Origin of the sequence: Mesorhizobium sp. J8, assembly GCF_016591715.1 — a bacterium.
Taxonomy (GTDB): Bacteria; Pseudomonadota; Alphaproteobacteria; order Rhizobiales; family Rhizobiaceae; genus Mesorhizobium.
On record NZ_AP024109.1, the window covers coordinates 2,495,168 to 2,510,760 of the forward strand.

Genomic DNA, 15,593 nt, shown 5'->3' on the forward strand with positions numbered 1-15,593 from the left:
ATCTGTAGATGTTTTCGCTGGACAAGATGAAGCCGGCGTTCGGCGGTGCGTTCTCTATTGTGAGCACTCTGCTCACATTGTGATATAAGGTTCCGCTGTGGACGGATGGATGATCGGGCGATAGAAGCCGGGCGAAAATCTGGCGCCTGGGTCATCACTTTGAAAGTGACAGATTCGCTCACAATTTTTCCATGAGATGCATCTTTGTGTAACCAAAATTCAATAACTGAAAATCATTGTGTTGCTTCGCTGGCTAGACAGTCGCGAGTCAGATATGCATAGACACGCCGGGTCACTCACGACCATCGGCAAAACGCAAGGGGCATCGCATGGCAAAGACGACAACCAAGGCGCCGGCGGCGAAAGCGCCGGCAAAGAAGCCGGCAGCTAAGGCTGCCGCGAAACCTGCAGCAGTGAAGAAGGCAGCGGCGCCGAAGGCAGCCGCCAAAGCTCCGGCCAAGGCAGCAGCCAAGCCGGCGGCCAAGGCCGCGGCAAAGCCCGCCGCCAAGGCAGCGGCCAAGCCGGCTGCGAAGGCAGCAGCCAAGCCCGCCGCCGCCAAGAAGCCGGCAGCGAAGGCAGCGGCCAAGCCCGCCGCCAAGGCTCCGATGAAGGCCGCCGCCGCCAAGGCGCCGGCAGCCGTGAAGAAGGCAGCTCCGGCGAAGAAGCCGGCCGCCAAGAAGTAATCGCGAAGCTTCGCCTGGCCGGCCCAAACGGGCGAGGGCGGGTGTTACCCAGGCACCCCTTTCGCAGTTCGGCGACAGAGCGAAGTCGGAGCATGCGCTCCTCCTAAAGCTCTCGGAAATTTTGCTGCCAGCAAAACTTCCGGGAGCTTTTTTATTGGCGCGCCTGCGCCGGCAAAAACATTGGCAGATCTGGATCGGCCTGTTGGCCGTTGCCCTTCGGACGCTGATCGGTCAACAGTGCCGCAAACAGCTGGGAATCCGATCATGCCGAAACTGCTCTATGCTTCCACGTCCCCCTACAGTTCGAAGGTCCGCATGGCGGCCGCCTATGCCGGGATCGCCATCGACCTCGTGCCGGTCAAGACGGAGGACAGGCCCGCCGACCTGATCTCGGCCAATCCGCTCGGCAAGATCCCGGTGCTGGTGCTGGAGGACGGCCGCTCGATTTATGACAGCCGCGCCATCACCCAGCATCTCAACCGCCTGTCGAAGAACGCGCTGTTCCCGCGCAACCCGGACAAGCGGCTCGAGGCGGAGGTTCTGGAGGCGCTTGCCGACGGCATCTGCGACTGCGCGCTGTCGATGGTCTATGAGCGGCGCACGCGGCCGGAGGCGATGGTCTATCAGCCTTGGCTCGACCGGCAATGGACGAAGGTCGCCACGGCGCTCGACCTCATCAACGCCAACCCGCCGAAGCTGCCGAAGAAGATCACTGCCGGCCACATGGCGCTGCGCGCAACGCTTGGCTATCTTGCGCTGCGCTTTTCCGGCCAATGGGAAAAGGGCCGCGGACGGCTCGTGCGCTGGGCCGCCAGGTTTGATGAGAAGTTTCCGGAACTGAAAGCAAGCGTGCCGGGGTAGTGCGCCTTCTCCTTCTCCCGCACGGGGAGAAGGAGAGGCCGCGCTTGAACCCCGTCCGCTTCCATGCTTGCCTGACATCACCCAAGTCGGAGTGCTGAGCATGGCAAAGCTCTCAACCAATGTCGCGCCGGACCCGATGGTCGCACGCCTGCGCGCCGCCCTCGGGCAACGCGCCTTCACCGAACAAAAAATGTTCGGCGGCACCTGTTTCATGATCAACGGCAACATGCTGATCGGCACCTCGAAGCGCGGGCTTCTGGTTCGTGTCGGCAAACAAGCGCATGCGGCTGCCGCCGCACGTCCTCATGCGAGCACGATGGAGATGGGCGGGCGCTCGATGGAAGGCTATGTTCGCGTTGCGCCGGAAGGCACGACAACCGATGCCGATCTTGCCTTCTGGCTCGACCACGCGCTGGCTTTCGTCAAGACGCTGCCAGCGAAGGCAAAGGCCAGACCGCCGAAGCGGTCGACATGATGGCCGGCTGCACAAAAAAAGCCGGGCGCAAGGCCCGGCTTTTCCGTGTCGTGGCTTCTAACGACTTAGAACTTCATACCGACGCCGAAGGTGACGCGGTTGTCCGAAGACTTGACCTTGCCGGTGTCGCCGAAGTTCTTGCTGCCGTAGTCGGTGTAGCGGTACTCGACGCGGCCGAACACGTTGTCCGTGATCTTGATGTCGGTACCGGCGCCGGCCGTCCAGCCGAGCATGCCCTTGTTGTCGTGCACGCCTGTGACGCTGTCGTCAATCTTCTGGTCCTTGGCAGCGAGACCGCCCGTGCCGTAGAGCAGGATTTCGGGGGTCACGGCATAGCCGAGGCGGGCGCGCAGCGAGCCTTCGATGCCGGTCTTGGCCGAAAGGCCGTTGTCCGAACCCTTGGTGCCGTTGTAGCCGAGGTCGGCTTCAGCACCGTAGACGAAGTTGTCCTGCTGCCAGTTGTAGCCGCCGAAAACGCCGCCGATGAAGCCCTTGGTCTTGGCGTCGACGCCGGGGGCCTTCACATGGCCGCCGAAGCCGTAGCCGAGATTGATACCGGCATAGGGGCCGGCCCAGGAAGCAACCGGAAGCTCGGCAACCGGAGCGGGAGCCGGCGGCTCTTCGGAAACCACGTCGGCCGCGAAGGCGGTACCAGCAAAGGCGAACAGCCCGAGCGCGGCGGCGAGCGGCGCAAATTTGGGATTGGTCTTCATTATATACTCCTTAAGCCACAAGACACTTAGGCTTGCTTGTTCATGAAACGCCCCGGCCCGTCCGGGGGGATAAACGGGCTTGGCGCTTAACGGTTCCAAATGTCGTGCTGAAATGCGGCTGAAGCGAACCTGAACTTGGGTCATTCCCAGGCGCGAATGAGGCCGAAAAGTGACGTTGCATCTTCGCAACAGCGAATGTCAGCAGGCCAATCATGTTGCGCCGCACACCGCTTGGTTCAAGGGGTCCAGCGACATATATTGCCGTTAACGGTGCCCCGAATCCGGCGGGGCGCATCCGCATCCGGGCCGCTTCGCCACATTCCTGCCCCAGGTGGAAATGGCATTTAACGCTTGGCCCGTCATATTGTGCCGGCTTCCCGGAATCGTGAAGCCGATTGAGGATTGACACCATGAGACAAGCCGCGGCCGTCGCGCTGGTGACGGGTGGAGCAAGGCGGATCGGCAAGGCGATCGTCGAGGACCTGGCCGCCAATGGCTTCGCCGTCGCCATCCACGCCAACCGGTCGAGCGGCGAGGCCGAGGCGCTGGTGCGGAAGATCACGGGCGAGGGCGGCCGCGCCGCCGTGGTCGCCGCCGACCTCACCGACATGGATGCCGTCGGCGATCTTGTCGGCAGGGCGCAAGCCGCGCTCGGCCCCGTCACGCTCTTGGTCAACAACGCATCCCTGTTCGTCGACGACCGCGTGGAGGATTTCGACTGGCAGGCCTGGGACCGCCACTTCGCCATCCATGTGAAGGCGCCGGCGCTTTTGGCGCAGAATTTTGCCCGCGCTTTGCCCGACGGCGAGGAGGGGCTGATCGTCAATATCATCGACCAGCGCGTCTGGCGCCCGACGCCGCGCTATTTCTCCTATGCGCTGTCGAAATCGGCGCTCTGGACGCAAACGCAGATGCTGGCGCAGGCGCTCGGGCCGCGCATTCGCGTCAATGCGATCGGACCAGGCCCGACCTTGAAGAACAAGCGTCAGGGCGACGACGATTTCGAAAGTCAAGTCGAGGGCCTGATCCTGAAGCGTGGCCCGCAATTGCCCGAATTCGGCGCCACGATCCGCTATCTCTGGCGGGCGCGCTCGGTGACAGGCCAGATGATCGCGCTGGACGGCGGCCAGCATCTTGCGTGGCAGACGCCCGATGTGACAGGCATGGTGGAATGAGTCCCGCAGCCCAAAGACACAAAAGCAACGGAACCGCCGACGACCTGCCGCCCGATGTCGATCTCGACATCGAGGAGGAGGCGGCGGAGGAGATCGTCGAGCCGGAGCCGATCCCGACCGGCCCCGATGTCGCCTTCACGGCCATCGACTGGACGCCGCACGCCGGCGACGCCGACGGCATGGTCGGCGCCGAGGTGATCCAGACCTTCGTCAAGCGGCTCCCCAACCAGCCTGGCGTCTATCGCATGATGAACGCGGCCGGCGACGTGCTCTATGTCGGCAAGGCGCGCAGCCTGAAAAAGCGCGTCACCAACTACGCGCAGGGGCGTTTCCACACCGCCCGCATCGGCCGCATGGTGCGCGAGACGGCGACGATGGAATTCGTCGTCACCCGCACCGAGATCGAGGCGCTGCTGCTCGAGGCCAACCTCATCAAGCGGCTGAGGCCGCGCTTCAACGTCTTGATGCGGGACGACAAATCGTTCCCCTACATCTTGCTCACCGGCGACCATGTCTCGCCCGGCATCTACAAGCATCGCGGCGCGCGCTCGCGAAAAGGGGACTATTTCGGTCCCTTCGCCTCGGCCGGCGCGGTCGGCCGCACCATCAATTCGCTGCAGCGAGCTTTCCTGCTGCGGAGCTGTACGGATTCTTTCTACGAAAACCGCACGCGGCCCTGCCTGCTCTACCAGATCAAGCGCTGCGCCGGTCCCTGCACCGGCGAGATATCGCATCAGGGCTATGCCGAACTCGTCGCCGAGGCCAAGGATTTCCTTTCCGGCCGCAGCCAGAAGGTGAAGACCGAGATTTCCGCCGCCATGCAGCAGGCCGCGGAAGAGCTCGATTTCGAGCGCGCCGCCATTTATCGAGACAGGCTTGCCGCGCTCTCCCATGTGCAGGCGCATCAGGGCATCAATCCGCAGACGGTGGAGGAGGCGGACGTCTTCGCCATCCACCAGGAAGGCGGCCAGACCTGCATTCAGGTCTTCTTCTTCCGCACCGGCCAGAACTGGGGCAACCGCGCCTATTTCCCCAAGGCCGATCCGGCGCTGGAACCGGCTGAGGTGCTGGGCTCGTTCCTGGCGCAATTCTATGACGACAAGCTGCCGGCGCGCACGCTGCTGCTCTCGCAGGCCGCGCAGGAGCAGGAACTGCTCGCCGAGGCGCTCTCCACCCATGCCGGCCGCAAGATCACGATCTCGGTGCCGCAGCGCGGCGAGAAGAAGGACCTGACCGATCACGCGCTGCAGAACGCGCGCGAGGCGCTCGGCCGCAGGCTGGCCGAGACCTCGACCCAGGCCCGGCTGCTCAAGGGTTTTGCTGACACCTTCGGCCTGGAAAAGCCGCCGGTGCGCATCGAGGTCTACGACAACTCGCACATCATGGGCACCAACGCGGTCGGTGCCATGGTCGTCGCCGGCCCGGAAGGTTTCGTGAAGAACCAGTACCGGAAGTTCAACATCCGCTCGACCGAGATCACGCCCGGCGACGATTTCGGCATGATGCGCGAGGTGATGCAGCGGCGCTTCTCGCGACTTCTGCGCGAACATGGCGACGAGCAGAAATCACCGGCCTCGGAAGACGCGGAAGCCCAGGATGCCGGTGAGGAGGATCTGGTCACCGGCAATGGAAGCTTCCCAGCCTGGCCCGATGTCATCCTGATCGACGGCGGCCAGGGCCAGATGACGGCGGTGCGCCAGATCCTGGCCGATCTCGGCATCGAGGACAGGGTCGTCGCTATCGGCATCGCCAAGGGCCCGGATCGCGATGCCGGCCGCGAGCGCTTCTTCGTCAAGGGCAGGGACTCCTTCATGCTGCCGGTGCGCGACCCCGTGCTCTATTTCGTCCAGCGCCTGCGCGACGAGGTGCATCGCTTCGCCATCGGCTCGCACCGCGCACGGCGCAAGAAGGAGATGGTGAAAAGCCCGCTCGACGAGATCGCCGGCATCGGCCCTGGCCGCAAGCGCGCCCTGCTTCACGCCTTCGGAACCGCCAAGGCGGTTAGCCGCGCCGCGGTCGAGGATCTGGTCAAGGTCGACGGTATTTCCGAACACGTGGCGAAGCTGGTCTACAATCATTTTCATGAGAGCTGACGCGCTCGCGCGAAGGGACGTCCCGAAGGGGGGCCTCACGCCGGCCCTCACGCCATTTTTCCCTGTCCAATCGAATCTCGACAGTTGACCCCCTACATTGGCTTCTGATTTGAGTACGTCTGGCGGAGGAGATTTCCCGAGACGACATGGTACAACGCGCGTTCAACCTGCCGAACATCCTCACCTATGCCCGCATCGTCGCGGTGCCGTTGGTCGTGCTGTGCTTTTTTCTTGAAGGACATCTGAAGTCGTCCGACTTCGCCCGCTGGTCGGCGCTGGTCATTTTCCTGCTCGCCTCCATTACAGATTATTTCGACGGCTATTTCGCGCGCGCCTGGCAGCAGACCTCCAACATCGGCAAGATGCTCGACCCGATCGCCGACAAATTGCTGGTCGCCACCTGCCTGCTTCTGCTTGCCGCCGACACCGACCGCCATGGCGGCATCGCCGGCTGGTCGCTCTGGGCGGCGATCATCATCCTGTGCCGCGAGATCCTGGTGTCAGGCTTGCGTGAATATCTGGCCGCCTTGAAAGTCTCGGTGCCGGTGACCCAGCTCGCCAAATGGAAGACCACCATCCAGATGGTTGCCATCGCCTTCCTGCTGGTCGGTCCGGCCGGCGACAAGATCTTTCCGCTGACCACCCAGCTCGGCCTCGTGCTTTTGTGGGTCGCGGCCCTCGTCACGCTCTACACCGGCTATGACTATTTCCGCGCCGGGCTCAAGCACATCATGGACGAGTGAAGACAATGTCCACGAAGCTCATCTATTTCGCCTGGGTACGCGAGCGGATTGGCAAGCCGGAAGAGGACGTCGAATTGCCTTCCGGCATCGAGACGGTAGCCGACCTGCTGCGCTGGCTGAAGTCGCGCGGCGAGGAGTATGAGAACGCGCTGCAATATCCCGACGTCATCCGCGTCGCGATTAACCAGGAACATGTCGGCCACCGCGAGAAGATCGCCGGCGCGCGCGAAATCGCGCTGTTTCCGCCGATGACCGGGGGCTGAGATGGCCGGCGCGATCGTGCCCGCCATCCGCATCCAGCGCGAGGACTTCGACGTCGCCGCCGAGATCGCCGGCCTGACCAGGGGCCGTGCCGATATCGGCGCCGTGGTCACATTTTCCGGCCTTTGCCGCGACGAGCAGGGCGCGTTGTCGGCGCTCGAGCTCGAGCACTATCCCGGCATGGCGGAGGCCGAGATCGGCCGCATCGCCGCCGAGGCGGCTGAGCGCTGGCCGCTGCAGGGGCTCACCGTTATCCATCGCCATGGAAAGATCGCGCCAGGCGAGAACATCGTGCTGGTGGTCGCGGCCTCGTCGCACCGCCAGGCGGCCTTCGAGGCGGCGAATTTCCTGATGGATTATCTGAAGTCGCGCGCACCCTTCTGGAAGAAGGAGCACCGCGCCGACGGCTCCGAGGGCGGCTGGGTCGAGGCTAAGGAAGCTGACGACCGCGCCGCGGACCGCTGGAAGAAACAGGGCGAATAATGCATGTCGCCCAGAACTGCGCAGCGGTTCTGGGGCAACGACATGCATCAGAAAAACTCCCGTTCGGCCATCGAACGACCGCAATCCTTCCCAAGCCTGCCGGATGGTTTGATTTGCTTGGCGGAGCAGGGTCATGCTGGACCGCATCGCGGAGTTCTTCATCTTCGGGCTGGTGCCGCTGGTTGTCGGGGTGTTTGCCGTGCCGGAAGTGACCAAGGCCGGCGAGAAGACCGTTGCCGGCGAGGTGACCTATCGCGAGCGCATCGCTCTGCCGCCCGATGCCGTGCTCGTGGTCGAACTCGCCGACGTCTCGCTGGCCGACGCGCCGGCGACCGTGATCGCCAAGCGCAGGATAGCGCCCACCGGTCAGGTGCCGATCAAATTCGACATCGGTTTCGACCCCAAGGCGATCCAGAAGGGCCGGACCTACGCTCTGCAGGCGCGTATCATGGTCGGCGAACGGCTGATGTTCATCACCGGCACAAGCCACCAGCTCGATCCGCTGGCCGGCGGTCGTCAAGGCATCGTGTTGAAACGGGCTGGTTGACCGCGCCGCTGCAACCGCCTAGCCTCCCCCGAAAATGGGGATGGGGTTCCCCCGAAAACCGCCCTTATGGCTGATGACTCCTGCCAGGCGTGCTGTTGCGCGGCAGGGTTTGTTTTCCCGCTCGTATCATGCCTGATTTCGTGAGGTGATTCCGGTGCGGAATCGCGTTTGGAAAGGCATTGAAGCGATGACCCTTGCGGCGTGCGCCCTGGTCCTGATCGGCGGTTTCCTCGGCGGCATCTCCCGCTTTTTCCTGTCCGGCGTGGTTGGCCGCGGCGTCGGCGAGACCTTTCCCTGGGGCACGCTGGCGGTCAACGTCTCTGGCGCCCTTGCCATCGGTGCCTTCGCCGGCGCGGCGCGTTCGGTCGGCGGCGTCTTCGCCAGCGATCCCGTGCGCGACCTGGTCGTCGTCGGCCTGTTCGGCGGCTACACCACGGTGTCGTCCTTCTGCCTGCAGACGCTGAACCTTGCGCTCGACGGCGAGGAACGGCTCGCCGCCTTCAACGTCGTCGCTTCGGCAGCGCTGTGCGTGCTGTTCGTCGCCCTCGGCTTTTGGGCGGTCGTCTGGGTGGTTGGTTCAACCACCTGGGTGGCTGGTTCAGCCAATTGGGTGGTTCATTCAACCGCCGTGGCCGCAGGCTGAGCGATGGCGGACAGGCAGACGGCGATGCGGCTTTATCTGGCGGTCGGCTGCGGCGCGGCGATCGGCTCACTGGCCCGCTTCCTGTCGGGCTACGTTATCGTCTCGCTGCTCGGCCTGAACGCGCTGTGGTCGACCGCTTTCGTCAATGTCGTCGGCTCCTGGGTCATCATGGCCTTCGCCACGCTGACCGGGCCGGACGGCCGCCTGATGATCGGCCAGTCCGGACGCAATTTCGTCATGGCCGGCTTCTGCGGCGGGCTTACCACGTTTTCGGCGATGAGCCTCGACACCTTCCTCCTGCTGTTCGAGGGCGACTGGCCGCTGGCCGCCGCCTATCTCATCAGTGTGGTCGCTCTGTCGCTGGCCGCCGCATGGCTGGGTTATCTCGTGGCGTCCAGGCTCAACCGTTTGCCGGTCGGCAGGCGACCAGGCTAAAACGTGATCAGGGAGAAGAGAACATGGAACTTCCCGCGCAATGCGCGCTGCTCAGGATCTTCTTCGGCGAGGACGACAGAGCCGCTGACGGCAAGCCGCTGCACGAGGCGATAGTCATCAAGGCGCGCGAGGCGGGCATGGCCGGCGCCACGGTGCTCAGAGGTCCGCTTGGCTTCGGCCGTTCCAGCGTGCTTCACACCGCCAAGATCCTGCGCCTGTCGCAGGACCTGCCGATCGTTGTCGAGATCATCGACGCGCCGGAGAAGATCGATGTGCTGATCCCGGCGATCAAGGCGCTGACCAGCAAGAAGAGCTGCCTGATCACCAGGGAGAAGGTCGAGGTCATCCGCTACGGCGACGGGGATTGAGCCCGCCGTCGCCCATCACCCGCCACGAAGCCTGCGGCCGATCGTCCTTTCGTCGAAGATACCGGCCGAAAAGAGTTTCATGGCCTCTATCGCCAGGTCCGACGCCTCGGAACTGCCTATGACGATGCCGCGCTCCTCGCAGACCTCGTCATAGATACGCTTCAACAGGGCGAGGTCGTCCGGATAGGCAACGCCACTTTTAGAAACATGAGGCTTGATCATGCTTCCCTCCCTCAGTTCGGGCGGAAGCGCGGTGGTCGCTCACAGTCGGCGACGCCCAGTGCTATTTTGTCGCCGATGTCGATGAACCTAGGGCAGACGGCGGATGCGACCACCCGTTTCGAACAAAAACGGCCCGCTCGGGCGGGCCGTTCTGTGAAGCTCGGTTTTTGCGCCTCAGCCGACGATCTCGGTATCCGAGAACCAGTACTTGATCTCCTGCGCGGCGGTTTCCGGCGCGTCCGAGCCATGCACCGAGTTCTCGCCGATCGACAGCGCGTGCACCTTGCGGATGGTGCCCTCGGCGGCATTGGCCGGGTTGGTGGCGCCCATCACTTCGCGGTTCCTGGCGATGGCGTTCTCGCCTTCCAGCACCTGCACGATGGTGGGCGCCGACGACATGAATTCCACCAGCTCGCCGAAGAACGGGCGATCCTTGTGGACAGCGTAGAAACCTTCGGCCTCGCGGCGGCTCATCCATACACGGCGCGATGCGATGACGCGCAGGCCGGCGTCCTCCAGCATCTTGGTGATGGCGCCCGTCAGGTTGCGCCTGGTCGCGTCGGGCTTGATCATGGAGAAGGTGCGTTCGATCGCCATAGGGTCGTCCTTGTTCTGGGAATGGAAATTAGGGTGGCGGGCTCTATACAAGCCGCCCGGCGGCTTGCCAAGGGGAGGCTGGTTCTGGTCAAGGAGAACCCTTTGCGGGATAATTAGGCGGCTGCGAAAATGCTTCGCGCGGAAATCCGGGGCGTTGCGGCAGCGGAGCGAAGGCGATGAACCGGCCTTGTCTCAGGCGGGGGGATATCCGCGGTATCATCATCGTGGCCGCGGTTCTTGCCGCGATCGTCGTCGGCGAGCTGCTCTTTCCACGGCTGGGGCAGCAGAGTTTCGGCTTCGGTCCGGAGTGGCAATGTGTCCGGATGGAAAAGGGCGACCCGATCTGCGTCAAGCTGGTAGAGAAGGACGGGCCGGCCAACGAGCGCCGGAAGTAGGTGCTAAAGCTCAACCTCTATGGTCAATGTCGGCGTATCACCGGCCTTGAGACCTTCGCGCAGGCGCACCGGGGCCTTGAGCGGCAACAGCAGGCTGCCGGAGGCCCTGTCGGGGAAGAGCGAGGTCTGCCACCTCGTCTTGCCGATGCTGGCCGTGACGCCGAGCGAGCCCCAAGGGCGCGCCAGTCCCGCCATGGCCTCCTTGATCCGCGCCGCGACGTCCGTCGGCAGCGTCACGAAATGCCAGCCGCCCTTGCCGGGGTAAACCCAGATCTTGGCCCGCATCTCATAGCGCAACATAGCATTCCGGCTCGCCGCGTTCACGCCGCGGCCGCGACCTGCCGGCCGATCCCGCCATGCAGGTCGAGGCAGCGCTCGAACCAGCTGACGATGCTGTCGCTGTCGTCAAGCAGCTGGAAAGGCGAGGCGATGCGGCCCCATTGCAGCGCGCCGAAGACGATGTAGTCGGCAAACAGCGGCGAGGCTCCGCCGATGAAGGGCTGGTAGGTGAGCATCGAGCGCAGCGGCTGCAGCGAGGCGCGGAAGCCGACGAGCCCGGCATCGCGTCCGGCAACCACCTCTTCCAGCCGCTTGCCATAGCGCCGTTCACGATCCTCGCGGAAGTAGCGGCCATTCGCCTCGTCCTGCATCCCATGCAGGTCGGTAAGGGCCACCGTTGCGATGTAAGGATGAATGGTGAGTTGCGACCAGCGTTCGATGAAGCGCGCCATCGCCTTGCCGCCTTCGCCGCCGAACAGCGTCGGCCGATCCGGATAGGCTTCGTCGAGATAGAGCGCTATGGCGAAGGAATCGGCCACAACGCGGTTCCCGTCGCGGATCACCGGCACCGTCTTCGATACGCCGCCTTCCACCTTGGGCACTTCGAGGAAGCGCGTCGGCACCTTGGTCGCGGCGAGCCCCTTATGGGCCAGCGCCATCTTCGTCTTCCAGCAATGCGGGCTGAACGGGCGTTCGGTGTCGTGGCCGACGAGGTCATAGAACAGAATGGTCATTACGGTTCCTGCGGGTTACGAAGAGCCGGGATTCGTTGTGACCCGGATGGAAGAATGAAACAGCATTTCATGATGTTTGCGGCCTACAATCAATGGGCCAACACACGCATCTATGATGCCGCCGCCGATCTCGACGAAGAGGAACTCGGCCGCGACGTCGGCGCCTTCTTCGGCTCGATGCTTGGTACGCTCAACCATCTGCTCGTCACCGACCGCATCTGGATGAAGCGCTTTACGGGCGAGGGTGATGCACCCTCGAATCTTGCGACAATCCTCTATCGCGCCTTCCCTGGCTTGCGCCTGGCACGCGAGGCCGAGGATAGGAGGATCGTCGACTGGGTGGGCGGCATGACCGACAAGGCGTTCACCGGACGTTTTGCCTATATGACGACCGACATGCGCACCGTCTCGCAGCGGTTGGCGCCGGCGCTCAGCCATCTTTTCAACCACCAGACCCATCACCGCGGCCAGGCGCATATGTGCCTTACCGTGCTCGGCAGGCCCTCGGTGCCGCTCGACCTGATGCTGTTCCAGCGCTCGGAGGAAGGCCGCGCCTACGCTTGAGCGAAGCCATCGCCCACGGCTTTCCGATCGCCGATCGTCGATCAGGCTCAAACATCAAGGAAAGCTTGTATATCCTTTTTAAACAACGAATTTTTCCCCGAAAAATGGAACCCTGACCGGGCCCGTTCGTATTCCCCTTGTTCCCTCTCGCACAGGCATTCGCACGGACACGGCACTCCGGCGATGCGGTTGCGGAAAATATGGCAACGAAGGAGAACGCCATGAATGGTATCGTAGAAAAAATCGCCGGCACGTTGGTCGGCGGCTTGACCCTTCTCGCCGTGCCGGCCAATGCAGCCGGTCTCGACATCGGCTTCGGCATCGACAACACCGGCGTCGCCGCGGGCAGTTTGAGCGGCGCGGGGAGCGGAGCGGGCTCCTCGATCGGCGGTTCCACCGGTCTCGGCACGGGCTTTGGCAGCAATATCGGCGGCGTCGGTGTCGGCGGCACCGGCAGCGTGAGCGGCACCGGCGGTTTCAACGCCGGCACCAGCGGGTCGCTCGGGGGCGCCACCGGCACAACCACCGGCACTTCGTTCGGCGCGACGGGCGGCATCGGCGGCACAGGGACCGTGGGCGGCACCGGCGGCTTCAACGCCGGCACCAGCGGCTCGCTCGGCGGCGCCAACGGCGCGACCACCACCGGTACTTCGTTCGGCGCGACGGGCGGCATCGGCGGCACCGGCAGCGTGGGCGGCGCCGGCGGCTTGAACGCCAGCAGCAGCGGCTTGCTCGGCGGCGTCACTGGCACGACCACCACCGGCACCTCGCCGGGTGCGACGGGTAGTGTCGGCGGCACCGGCACTGTGAGCGGCGCTGGCGGCTTGAACGCCAGCAGCAGCGGCTTGCTCGGCGGCGTCACTGGCACGACCACCACCCGCACCTCGCCCGGTGCGACGGGTAGTGTCGGCGGCACCGGCACTGTGAGCGGCGCTGGCGGCTTGAACGCCGGCACCAGTGGGTCGCTCAGCGGCACCACCGGCGCAACCACCACCGGCACCTCGTTCGGCGCGACGGGCGGTATCGGAAGCGCGGGCACTATGGGCGGCTCGGGCAGCACGACCGCCCATTAAAGCGGTTCAGGAAGAGGCAGGCCGCCGCCGTGGGCGGCTTGCCCGTCGTCTCATCGCGCAGGGCTTGCATTGAAGCCAATGTATTAGGACTTCGTTTGCGCTCCCGCTGCACAATGGGCCCAATTGCAGTGGGAGCAATGACATGCGCATCGATTTGTCCCCCACGAGTTGGGGCAGGGTCGTGGCGGTCACCGTCGCCGGCACCGCCTTTTTCATTGCGGCCGCCTTCTTCGTCGATTCCTTCAATTTTCCGTCGCTGTCGCGGCAGGCGTTGCTCTGGGCCAAGCTCACCGACCTTTTCCTGCCGCTCGTCCTCGGCGGCTCCTTCCTGTTCTTCCTGATGTGGAAGATGCGCCAGCTGGCGATCGCCCAGAAGGAACTCAGCATCGTAGCCGCGACCGACAGCCTGACGGCCGTCTTCAATCGCGGCGCCTTCTCGATGCTGGTGGAAGCCTATCTGGAGCAGGCACGCAGCCATGACGTCGCCGATTCCGGCGCGCTGCTGATCGTCGACGCCGACCATTTCAAATCGATCAACGACCGTCTCGGCCATGATTGCGGCGACCAGGCGCTGAAACTGATCGCCAGCACGATCCAGGGGCAACTGCGCGGCGCCGACATTGTCGGCCGCATCGGCGGCGAGGAATTCGCGGTCTTCCTGCCGGGCGCCGACGCGACACGCTCCTTCCTGGTCGCGGAATCCATCCGGCTGCGCATCCGCGAGGCCGAGTTCGCGCCCGGCGGTCAGCCATGGCCGCTCTCGGTCAGCATCGGCGGCATCGCCTTCAGCGGTCCAACCACCTATCACGACATGTTCCAGGTCGCCGACAGGCATCTCTACAAGGCGAAATCGAACGGGCGCGACCAGGTGAGCTTCGAAAGCCCGCGCGGTGCGCCGTCGGGCGACGTCGTCGGCACTATCCACTGAACGGCTGTTCTTTCGGCACCATGGTCAGCGCCGGCAACGGTCCGTTCATCCTTTGGCGGTTAGTGTCGGAGGCTGGCTTCAGCCGATCCGTGAGCGACCGTGTTCGATCTCATAGACTACAAGGCGGTGCTGGTCATCGCCCTCATCTTCATTCCGCTCGAGCAGCTCCTGCCGCTGCATGCCGAGCAATCGGCGACGCGCCGGCATTGGCTGAACGACGTCTTCTATCTACTCTTCAACGGCATCGTCATCAAATTCGGCATGCTGCTGGTGGTCGGCGCCGCGATGCTGGCGGTCCGGCGTTTCTTTCCCGAGGCGCTTCCTGCCGCCGTGCAGTCACAGCCTTTGTGGCTGCAGGCGGTCGAGGCTTTGCTCGTCGCCGACATAGGCTTCTACCTTGCCCATCGCGCCTTTCACGCGGTGCCGTTCCTGTGGCGCTTCCACGCCATCCATCATTCGATCGAGGAGATGGACTGGCTGGCCGCCCATCGCGTGCACCCGGTCGACCAGATCCTGAGTCGGCTTCGTTCCTGCCGCTCTTCGCGCTGGGTTTTTCGGACGAGGCGGTTCTCATCTACGTGCTGATCTATCACTGGCAGTCGGTGTTCATCCACTCCAACACCCGCATCAAATTCGGGCCGCTGAGATGGCTGATAGCCTCGCCGCAGTTTCATCACTGGCATCATGCCAATGACCGCCAAGCCTATGACAAGAATTTCGCCGCCCAGCTGCCCGTCCTCGACCTGATCGGCGGCACCTTGTTCATGCCGCCACATATGCCGGAAAAATACGGTGTCGACGAGCCGGTGCCCCAGCTCTATCACCGGCAGCTCGTCTATCCCTTCGTCAACGCGGCCGAGTCGGCCGCGCCGACCGCCGAAGCCTCGCCGGCGGCCTCCAAGCCGAGATGACGATGGAAATGCCCGCCATTGGATGAAATGACCTGCGGATCAGCTTGTCAGGCGGCGAAGCCGCCATGTCCACGGGCCACGGGCTTGACCGAGACGGCCGGCTGGTCCGAAGGCCAGAGCACGCCGGCTGTCGCCGCGAAGGTGATCAGCGCATCGCGCGCGGCCTCGACCGAGATTTCTCCGCTGCGCGCGGCCTCGCAGGCCTTCACGGCCGCGCCGTAGCTGAGGCGCCGGCGTGACGGCGGAAACTCGGTCAGGAAATCATGCATGTCGAAAAGCGAGGCGATCATGCGCTTGTGGCCGGCGCCGACGCTGAGAGCGACCGGGGTGAAGAACGTCCTGTCGTACATTCGGACCTCTCGAGATGGAAGGATCGTGGCAGGGCCGCCACCGCTCCGGTTGGGTAGACG

At 64.2% G+C, this 15,593-nt stretch carries 24 protein-coding genes and 1 riboswitch; of the genes, 18 read left to right on the forward strand and 6 right to left on the reverse strand.

From position 1 onward, the window contains the following. Positions 1-329 precede the first annotated feature (329 nt). From MJ8_RS11465 to MJ8_RS11475, 3 genes are all read left to right on the forward strand, one after another. Positions 330-683, forward strand: coding sequence for a hypothetical protein (locus MJ8_RS11465; protein WP_201414473.1), 354 nt, complete (start codon positions 330-332; stop codon positions 681-683). 264 nt (positions 684-947) lie between these two features. Further along, entirely contained in the window at positions 948-1,544 is a 597-nt protein-coding gene (locus MJ8_RS11470) for a glutathione S-transferase (RefSeq protein WP_201414474.1), read from the forward strand. 100 nt (positions 1,545-1,644) lie between these two features. Continuing rightward, entirely contained in the window at positions 1,645-2,019 is a 375-nt protein-coding gene (locus MJ8_RS11475; RefSeq protein WP_201414475.1) for a TfoX/Sxy family protein, read from the forward strand. Positions 2,020-2,084: 65 nt separating this feature from the next. Here the strand turns inward: MJ8_RS11475 and MJ8_RS11480 are convergent, their stop codons facing one another. Then, positions 2,085-2,732 (reverse strand): outer membrane protein, encoded by a 648-nt coding sequence (locus MJ8_RS11480; protein ID WP_201414476.1) that lies wholly within the window; start codon positions 2,730-2,732, stop codon positions 2,085-2,087. Between the two features lie 410 nt (positions 2,733-3,142). On the opposite strand from MJ8_RS11480, the gene MJ8_RS11485 reads away from it, so the two are divergent. The 9 genes from MJ8_RS11485 (at position 3,143) to MJ8_RS11525 (ending at position 9,480) form a co-directional block, all read left to right on the forward strand. Then, on the forward strand, positions 3,143-3,907 hold the full coding sequence (locus tag MJ8_RS11485; protein WP_201414477.1) for an SDR family oxidoreductase: 765 nt from the start codon (positions 3,143-3,145) through the stop codon (positions 3,905-3,907). Then, entirely contained in the window at positions 3,904-6,000 is a 2,097-nt protein-coding gene (uvrC, locus tag MJ8_RS11490; protein ID WP_201414478.1) for an excinuclease ABC subunit UvrC, read from the forward strand. Before MJ8_RS11485 ends, uvrC begins: the two co-directional genes overlap by 4 nt. Positions 6,001-6,146: 146 nt before the next feature. Continuing rightward, the gene (gene pgsA / locus MJ8_RS11495) at positions 6,147-6,743 is read left to right on the forward strand and encodes a CDP-diacylglycerol--glycerol-3-phosphate 3-phosphatidyltransferase (RefSeq protein WP_201414479.1); all 597 of its coding nucleotides are present in this window, start codon (positions 6,147-6,149) and stop codon (positions 6,741-6,743) included. A 5-nt stretch (positions 6,744-6,748) separates the two neighbouring features. Then, positions 6,749-7,006 (forward strand): molybdopterin converting factor subunit 1, encoded by a 258-nt coding sequence (gene moaD / locus MJ8_RS11500; RefSeq protein ID WP_041001878.1) that lies wholly within the window; start codon positions 6,749-6,751, stop codon positions 7,004-7,006. A gap of 1 nt (position 7,007) precedes the next feature. Next, positions 7,008-7,487, forward strand: a complete 480-nt coding sequence (locus MJ8_RS11505) for a molybdenum cofactor biosynthesis protein MoaE (protein WP_201414480.1) — start codon at positions 7,008-7,010, stop codon at positions 7,485-7,487. 133 nt (positions 7,488-7,620) lie between these two features. Next, complete coding sequence (locus tag MJ8_RS11510) at positions 7,621-8,034, forward strand: YbaY family lipoprotein (protein ID WP_201414481.1); 414 nt, start codon at positions 7,621-7,623, stop codon at positions 8,032-8,034. Positions 8,035-8,061: 27 nt separating this feature from the next. Next, positions 8,062-8,124: riboswitch (Fluoride riboswitch) on the forward strand. A gap of 97 nt (positions 8,125-8,221) precedes the next feature. After that, the gene (crcB, locus tag MJ8_RS11515; RefSeq protein WP_201414482.1) at positions 8,222-8,677 is read left to right on the forward strand and encodes a fluoride efflux transporter CrcB; all 456 of its coding nucleotides are present in this window, start codon (positions 8,222-8,224) and stop codon (positions 8,675-8,677) included. A 3-nt stretch (positions 8,678-8,680) separates the two neighbouring features. Further along, entirely contained in the window at positions 8,681-9,112 is a 432-nt protein-coding gene (gene crcB / locus MJ8_RS11520) for a fluoride efflux transporter CrcB (RefSeq protein WP_201414483.1), read from the forward strand. 23 nt (positions 9,113-9,135) lie between these two features. Next, complete coding sequence (locus MJ8_RS11525) at positions 9,136-9,480, forward strand: DUF190 domain-containing protein (RefSeq protein ID WP_201414484.1); 345 nt, start codon at positions 9,136-9,138, stop codon at positions 9,478-9,480. Positions 9,481-9,495: 15 nt separating this feature from the next. Here MJ8_RS11525 and MJ8_RS11530 read toward each other — a convergent pair whose 3' ends face one another. Then, positions 9,496-9,702 carry a hypothetical protein gene (locus tag MJ8_RS11530; protein WP_201414485.1) on the reverse strand — a complete coding sequence of 69 codons (207 nt, stop codon included), beginning with the start codon at positions 9,700-9,702 and terminating at the stop codon, positions 9,496-9,498. A gap of 174 nt (positions 9,703-9,876) precedes the next feature. Next, the gene (ndk, locus tag MJ8_RS11535; protein ID WP_140753671.1) at positions 9,877-10,299 is read right to left on the reverse strand and encodes a nucleoside-diphosphate kinase; all 423 of its coding nucleotides are present in this window, start codon (positions 10,297-10,299) and stop codon (positions 9,877-9,879) included. Between the two features lie 176 nt (positions 10,300-10,475). On the opposite strand from ndk, the gene MJ8_RS11540 reads away from it, so the two are divergent. Beyond that, positions 10,476-10,694, forward strand: coding sequence for a hypothetical protein (locus MJ8_RS11540; protein WP_201414486.1), 219 nt, complete (start codon positions 10,476-10,478; stop codon positions 10,692-10,694). A 3-nt stretch (positions 10,695-10,697) separates the two neighbouring features. On the opposite strand, the gene MJ8_RS11545 is transcribed toward MJ8_RS11540, so the two are convergent. Together MJ8_RS11545 and MJ8_RS11550 are read right to left on the reverse strand one after the other, a co-directional pair. Further along, positions 10,698-10,994 carry a DUF1905 domain-containing protein gene (locus MJ8_RS11545; protein ID WP_201414487.1) on the reverse strand — a complete coding sequence of 99 codons (297 nt, stop codon included), beginning with the start codon at positions 10,992-10,994 and terminating at the stop codon, positions 10,698-10,700. 20 nt (positions 10,995-11,014) lie between these two features. Beyond that, positions 11,015-11,707: a glutathione S-transferase family protein gene (locus tag MJ8_RS11550; protein WP_201414488.1), complete on the reverse strand. Its 693-nt coding sequence runs from the start codon at positions 11,705-11,707 to the stop codon at positions 11,015-11,017. 54 nt (positions 11,708-11,761) lie between these two features. Between MJ8_RS11550 and MJ8_RS11555 the strand changes: the two genes are divergently transcribed. The 5 genes from MJ8_RS11555 to MJ8_RS32540 all read left to right on the forward strand — a co-directional run bounded on the left by MJ8_RS11555 (position 11,762) and on the right by MJ8_RS32540 (position 15,183). Further along, entirely contained in the window at positions 11,762-12,271 is a 510-nt protein-coding gene (locus tag MJ8_RS11555; RefSeq protein ID WP_201414489.1) for a DinB family protein, read from the forward strand. 221 nt (positions 12,272-12,492) lie between these two features. Next, positions 12,493-13,344 carry a hypothetical protein gene (locus tag MJ8_RS11560; RefSeq protein ID WP_201414490.1) on the forward strand — a complete coding sequence of 284 codons (852 nt, stop codon included), beginning with the start codon at positions 12,493-12,495 and terminating at the stop codon, positions 13,342-13,344. Between the two features lie 142 nt (positions 13,345-13,486). Beyond that, positions 13,487-14,272, forward strand: a complete 786-nt coding sequence (locus tag MJ8_RS11565) for a GGDEF domain-containing protein (protein ID WP_201414491.1) — start codon at positions 13,487-13,489, stop codon at positions 14,270-14,272. Between the two features lie 99 nt (positions 14,273-14,371). After that, positions 14,372-14,857, forward strand: a complete 486-nt coding sequence (locus MJ8_RS32535; protein WP_263649661.1) for a sterol desaturase family protein — start codon at positions 14,372-14,374, stop codon at positions 14,855-14,857. Further along, a complete protein-coding gene (locus tag MJ8_RS32540; protein ID WP_263649662.1) occupies positions 14,851-15,183 on the forward strand; it encodes a sterol desaturase family protein in 333 nt (110 codons plus the stop codon). Before MJ8_RS32535 ends, MJ8_RS32540 begins: the two co-directional genes overlap by 7 nt. Before the next feature lie 47 nt (positions 15,184-15,230). Here MJ8_RS32540 and MJ8_RS11575 read toward each other — a convergent pair whose 3' ends face one another. Continuing rightward, on the reverse strand, positions 15,231-15,533 hold the full coding sequence (locus MJ8_RS11575; protein WP_201414492.1) for a DUF982 domain-containing protein: 303 nt from the start codon (positions 15,531-15,533) through the stop codon (positions 15,231-15,233). Between the last annotated feature and the right edge of the window lie 60 nt (positions 15,534-15,593).

Excerpts from the sequence above, each read along its gene's own strand:
- MJ8_RS11465 (WP_201414473.1), top strand. The coding sequence starts at position 330 with ATGGCAAAGACGACAACCAAGGCGCCGGCGGCGAAAGCGCCGGCAAAG.
- MJ8_RS11470 (WP_201414474.1), top strand. The coding sequence starts at position 948 with ATGCCGAAACTGCTCTATGCTTCCACGTCCCCCTACAGTTCGAAGGTC.
- MJ8_RS11475 (WP_201414475.1), top strand. The coding sequence starts at position 1,645 with ATGGCAAAGCTCTCAACCAATGTCGCGCCGGACCCGATGGTCGCACGC.
- MJ8_RS11480 (WP_201414476.1), bottom strand. The coding sequence starts at position 2,732 with ATGAAGACCAATCCCAAATTTGCGCCGCTCGCCGCCGCGCTCGGGCTG.
- MJ8_RS11485 (WP_201414477.1), top strand. The coding sequence starts at position 3,143 with ATGAGACAAGCCGCGGCCGTCGCGCTGGTGACGGGTGGAGCAAGGCGG.
- uvrC (WP_201414478.1), top strand. The coding sequence starts at position 3,904 with ATGAGTCCCGCAGCCCAAAGACACAAAAGCAACGGAACCGCCGACGAC.
- pgsA (WP_201414479.1), top strand. The coding sequence starts at position 6,147 with ATGGTACAACGCGCGTTCAACCTGCCGAACATCCTCACCTATGCCCGC.
- moaD (WP_041001878.1), top strand. The coding sequence starts at position 6,749 with ATGTCCACGAAGCTCATCTATTTCGCCTGGGTACGCGAGCGGATTGGC.
- MJ8_RS11505 (WP_201414480.1), top strand. The coding sequence starts at position 7,008 with ATGGCCGGCGCGATCGTGCCCGCCATCCGCATCCAGCGCGAGGACTTC.
- MJ8_RS11510 (WP_201414481.1), top strand. The coding sequence starts at position 7,621 with ATGCTGGACCGCATCGCGGAGTTCTTCATCTTCGGGCTGGTGCCGCTG.
- crcB (WP_201414482.1), top strand. The coding sequence starts at position 8,222 with ATGACCCTTGCGGCGTGCGCCCTGGTCCTGATCGGCGGTTTCCTCGGC.
- crcB (WP_201414483.1), top strand. The coding sequence starts at position 8,681 with ATGGCGGACAGGCAGACGGCGATGCGGCTTTATCTGGCGGTCGGCTGC.
- MJ8_RS11525 (WP_201414484.1), top strand. The coding sequence starts at position 9,136 with ATGGAACTTCCCGCGCAATGCGCGCTGCTCAGGATCTTCTTCGGCGAG.
- MJ8_RS11530 (WP_201414485.1), bottom strand. The coding sequence starts at position 9,702 with ATGATCAAGCCTCATGTTTCTAAAAGTGGCGTTGCCTATCCGGACGAC.
- ndk (WP_140753671.1), bottom strand. The coding sequence starts at position 10,299 with ATGGCGATCGAACGCACCTTCTCCATGATCAAGCCCGACGCGACCAGG.
- MJ8_RS11540 (WP_201414486.1), top strand. The coding sequence starts at position 10,476 with ATGAACCGGCCTTGTCTCAGGCGGGGGGATATCCGCGGTATCATCATC.
- MJ8_RS11545 (WP_201414487.1), bottom strand. The coding sequence starts at position 10,994 with ATGTTGCGCTATGAGATGCGGGCCAAGATCTGGGTTTACCCCGGCAAG.
- MJ8_RS11550 (WP_201414488.1), bottom strand. The coding sequence starts at position 11,707 with ATGACCATTCTGTTCTATGACCTCGTCGGCCACGACACCGAACGCCCG.
- MJ8_RS11555 (WP_201414489.1), top strand. The coding sequence starts at position 11,762 with ATGAAACAGCATTTCATGATGTTTGCGGCCTACAATCAATGGGCCAAC.
- MJ8_RS11560 (WP_201414490.1), top strand. The coding sequence starts at position 12,493 with ATGAATGGTATCGTAGAAAAAATCGCCGGCACGTTGGTCGGCGGCTTG.
- MJ8_RS11565 (WP_201414491.1), top strand. The coding sequence starts at position 13,487 with ATGCGCATCGATTTGTCCCCCACGAGTTGGGGCAGGGTCGTGGCGGTC.
- MJ8_RS11575 (WP_201414492.1), bottom strand. The coding sequence starts at position 15,533 with ATGTACGACAGGACGTTCTTCACCCCGGTCGCTCTCAGCGTCGGCGCC.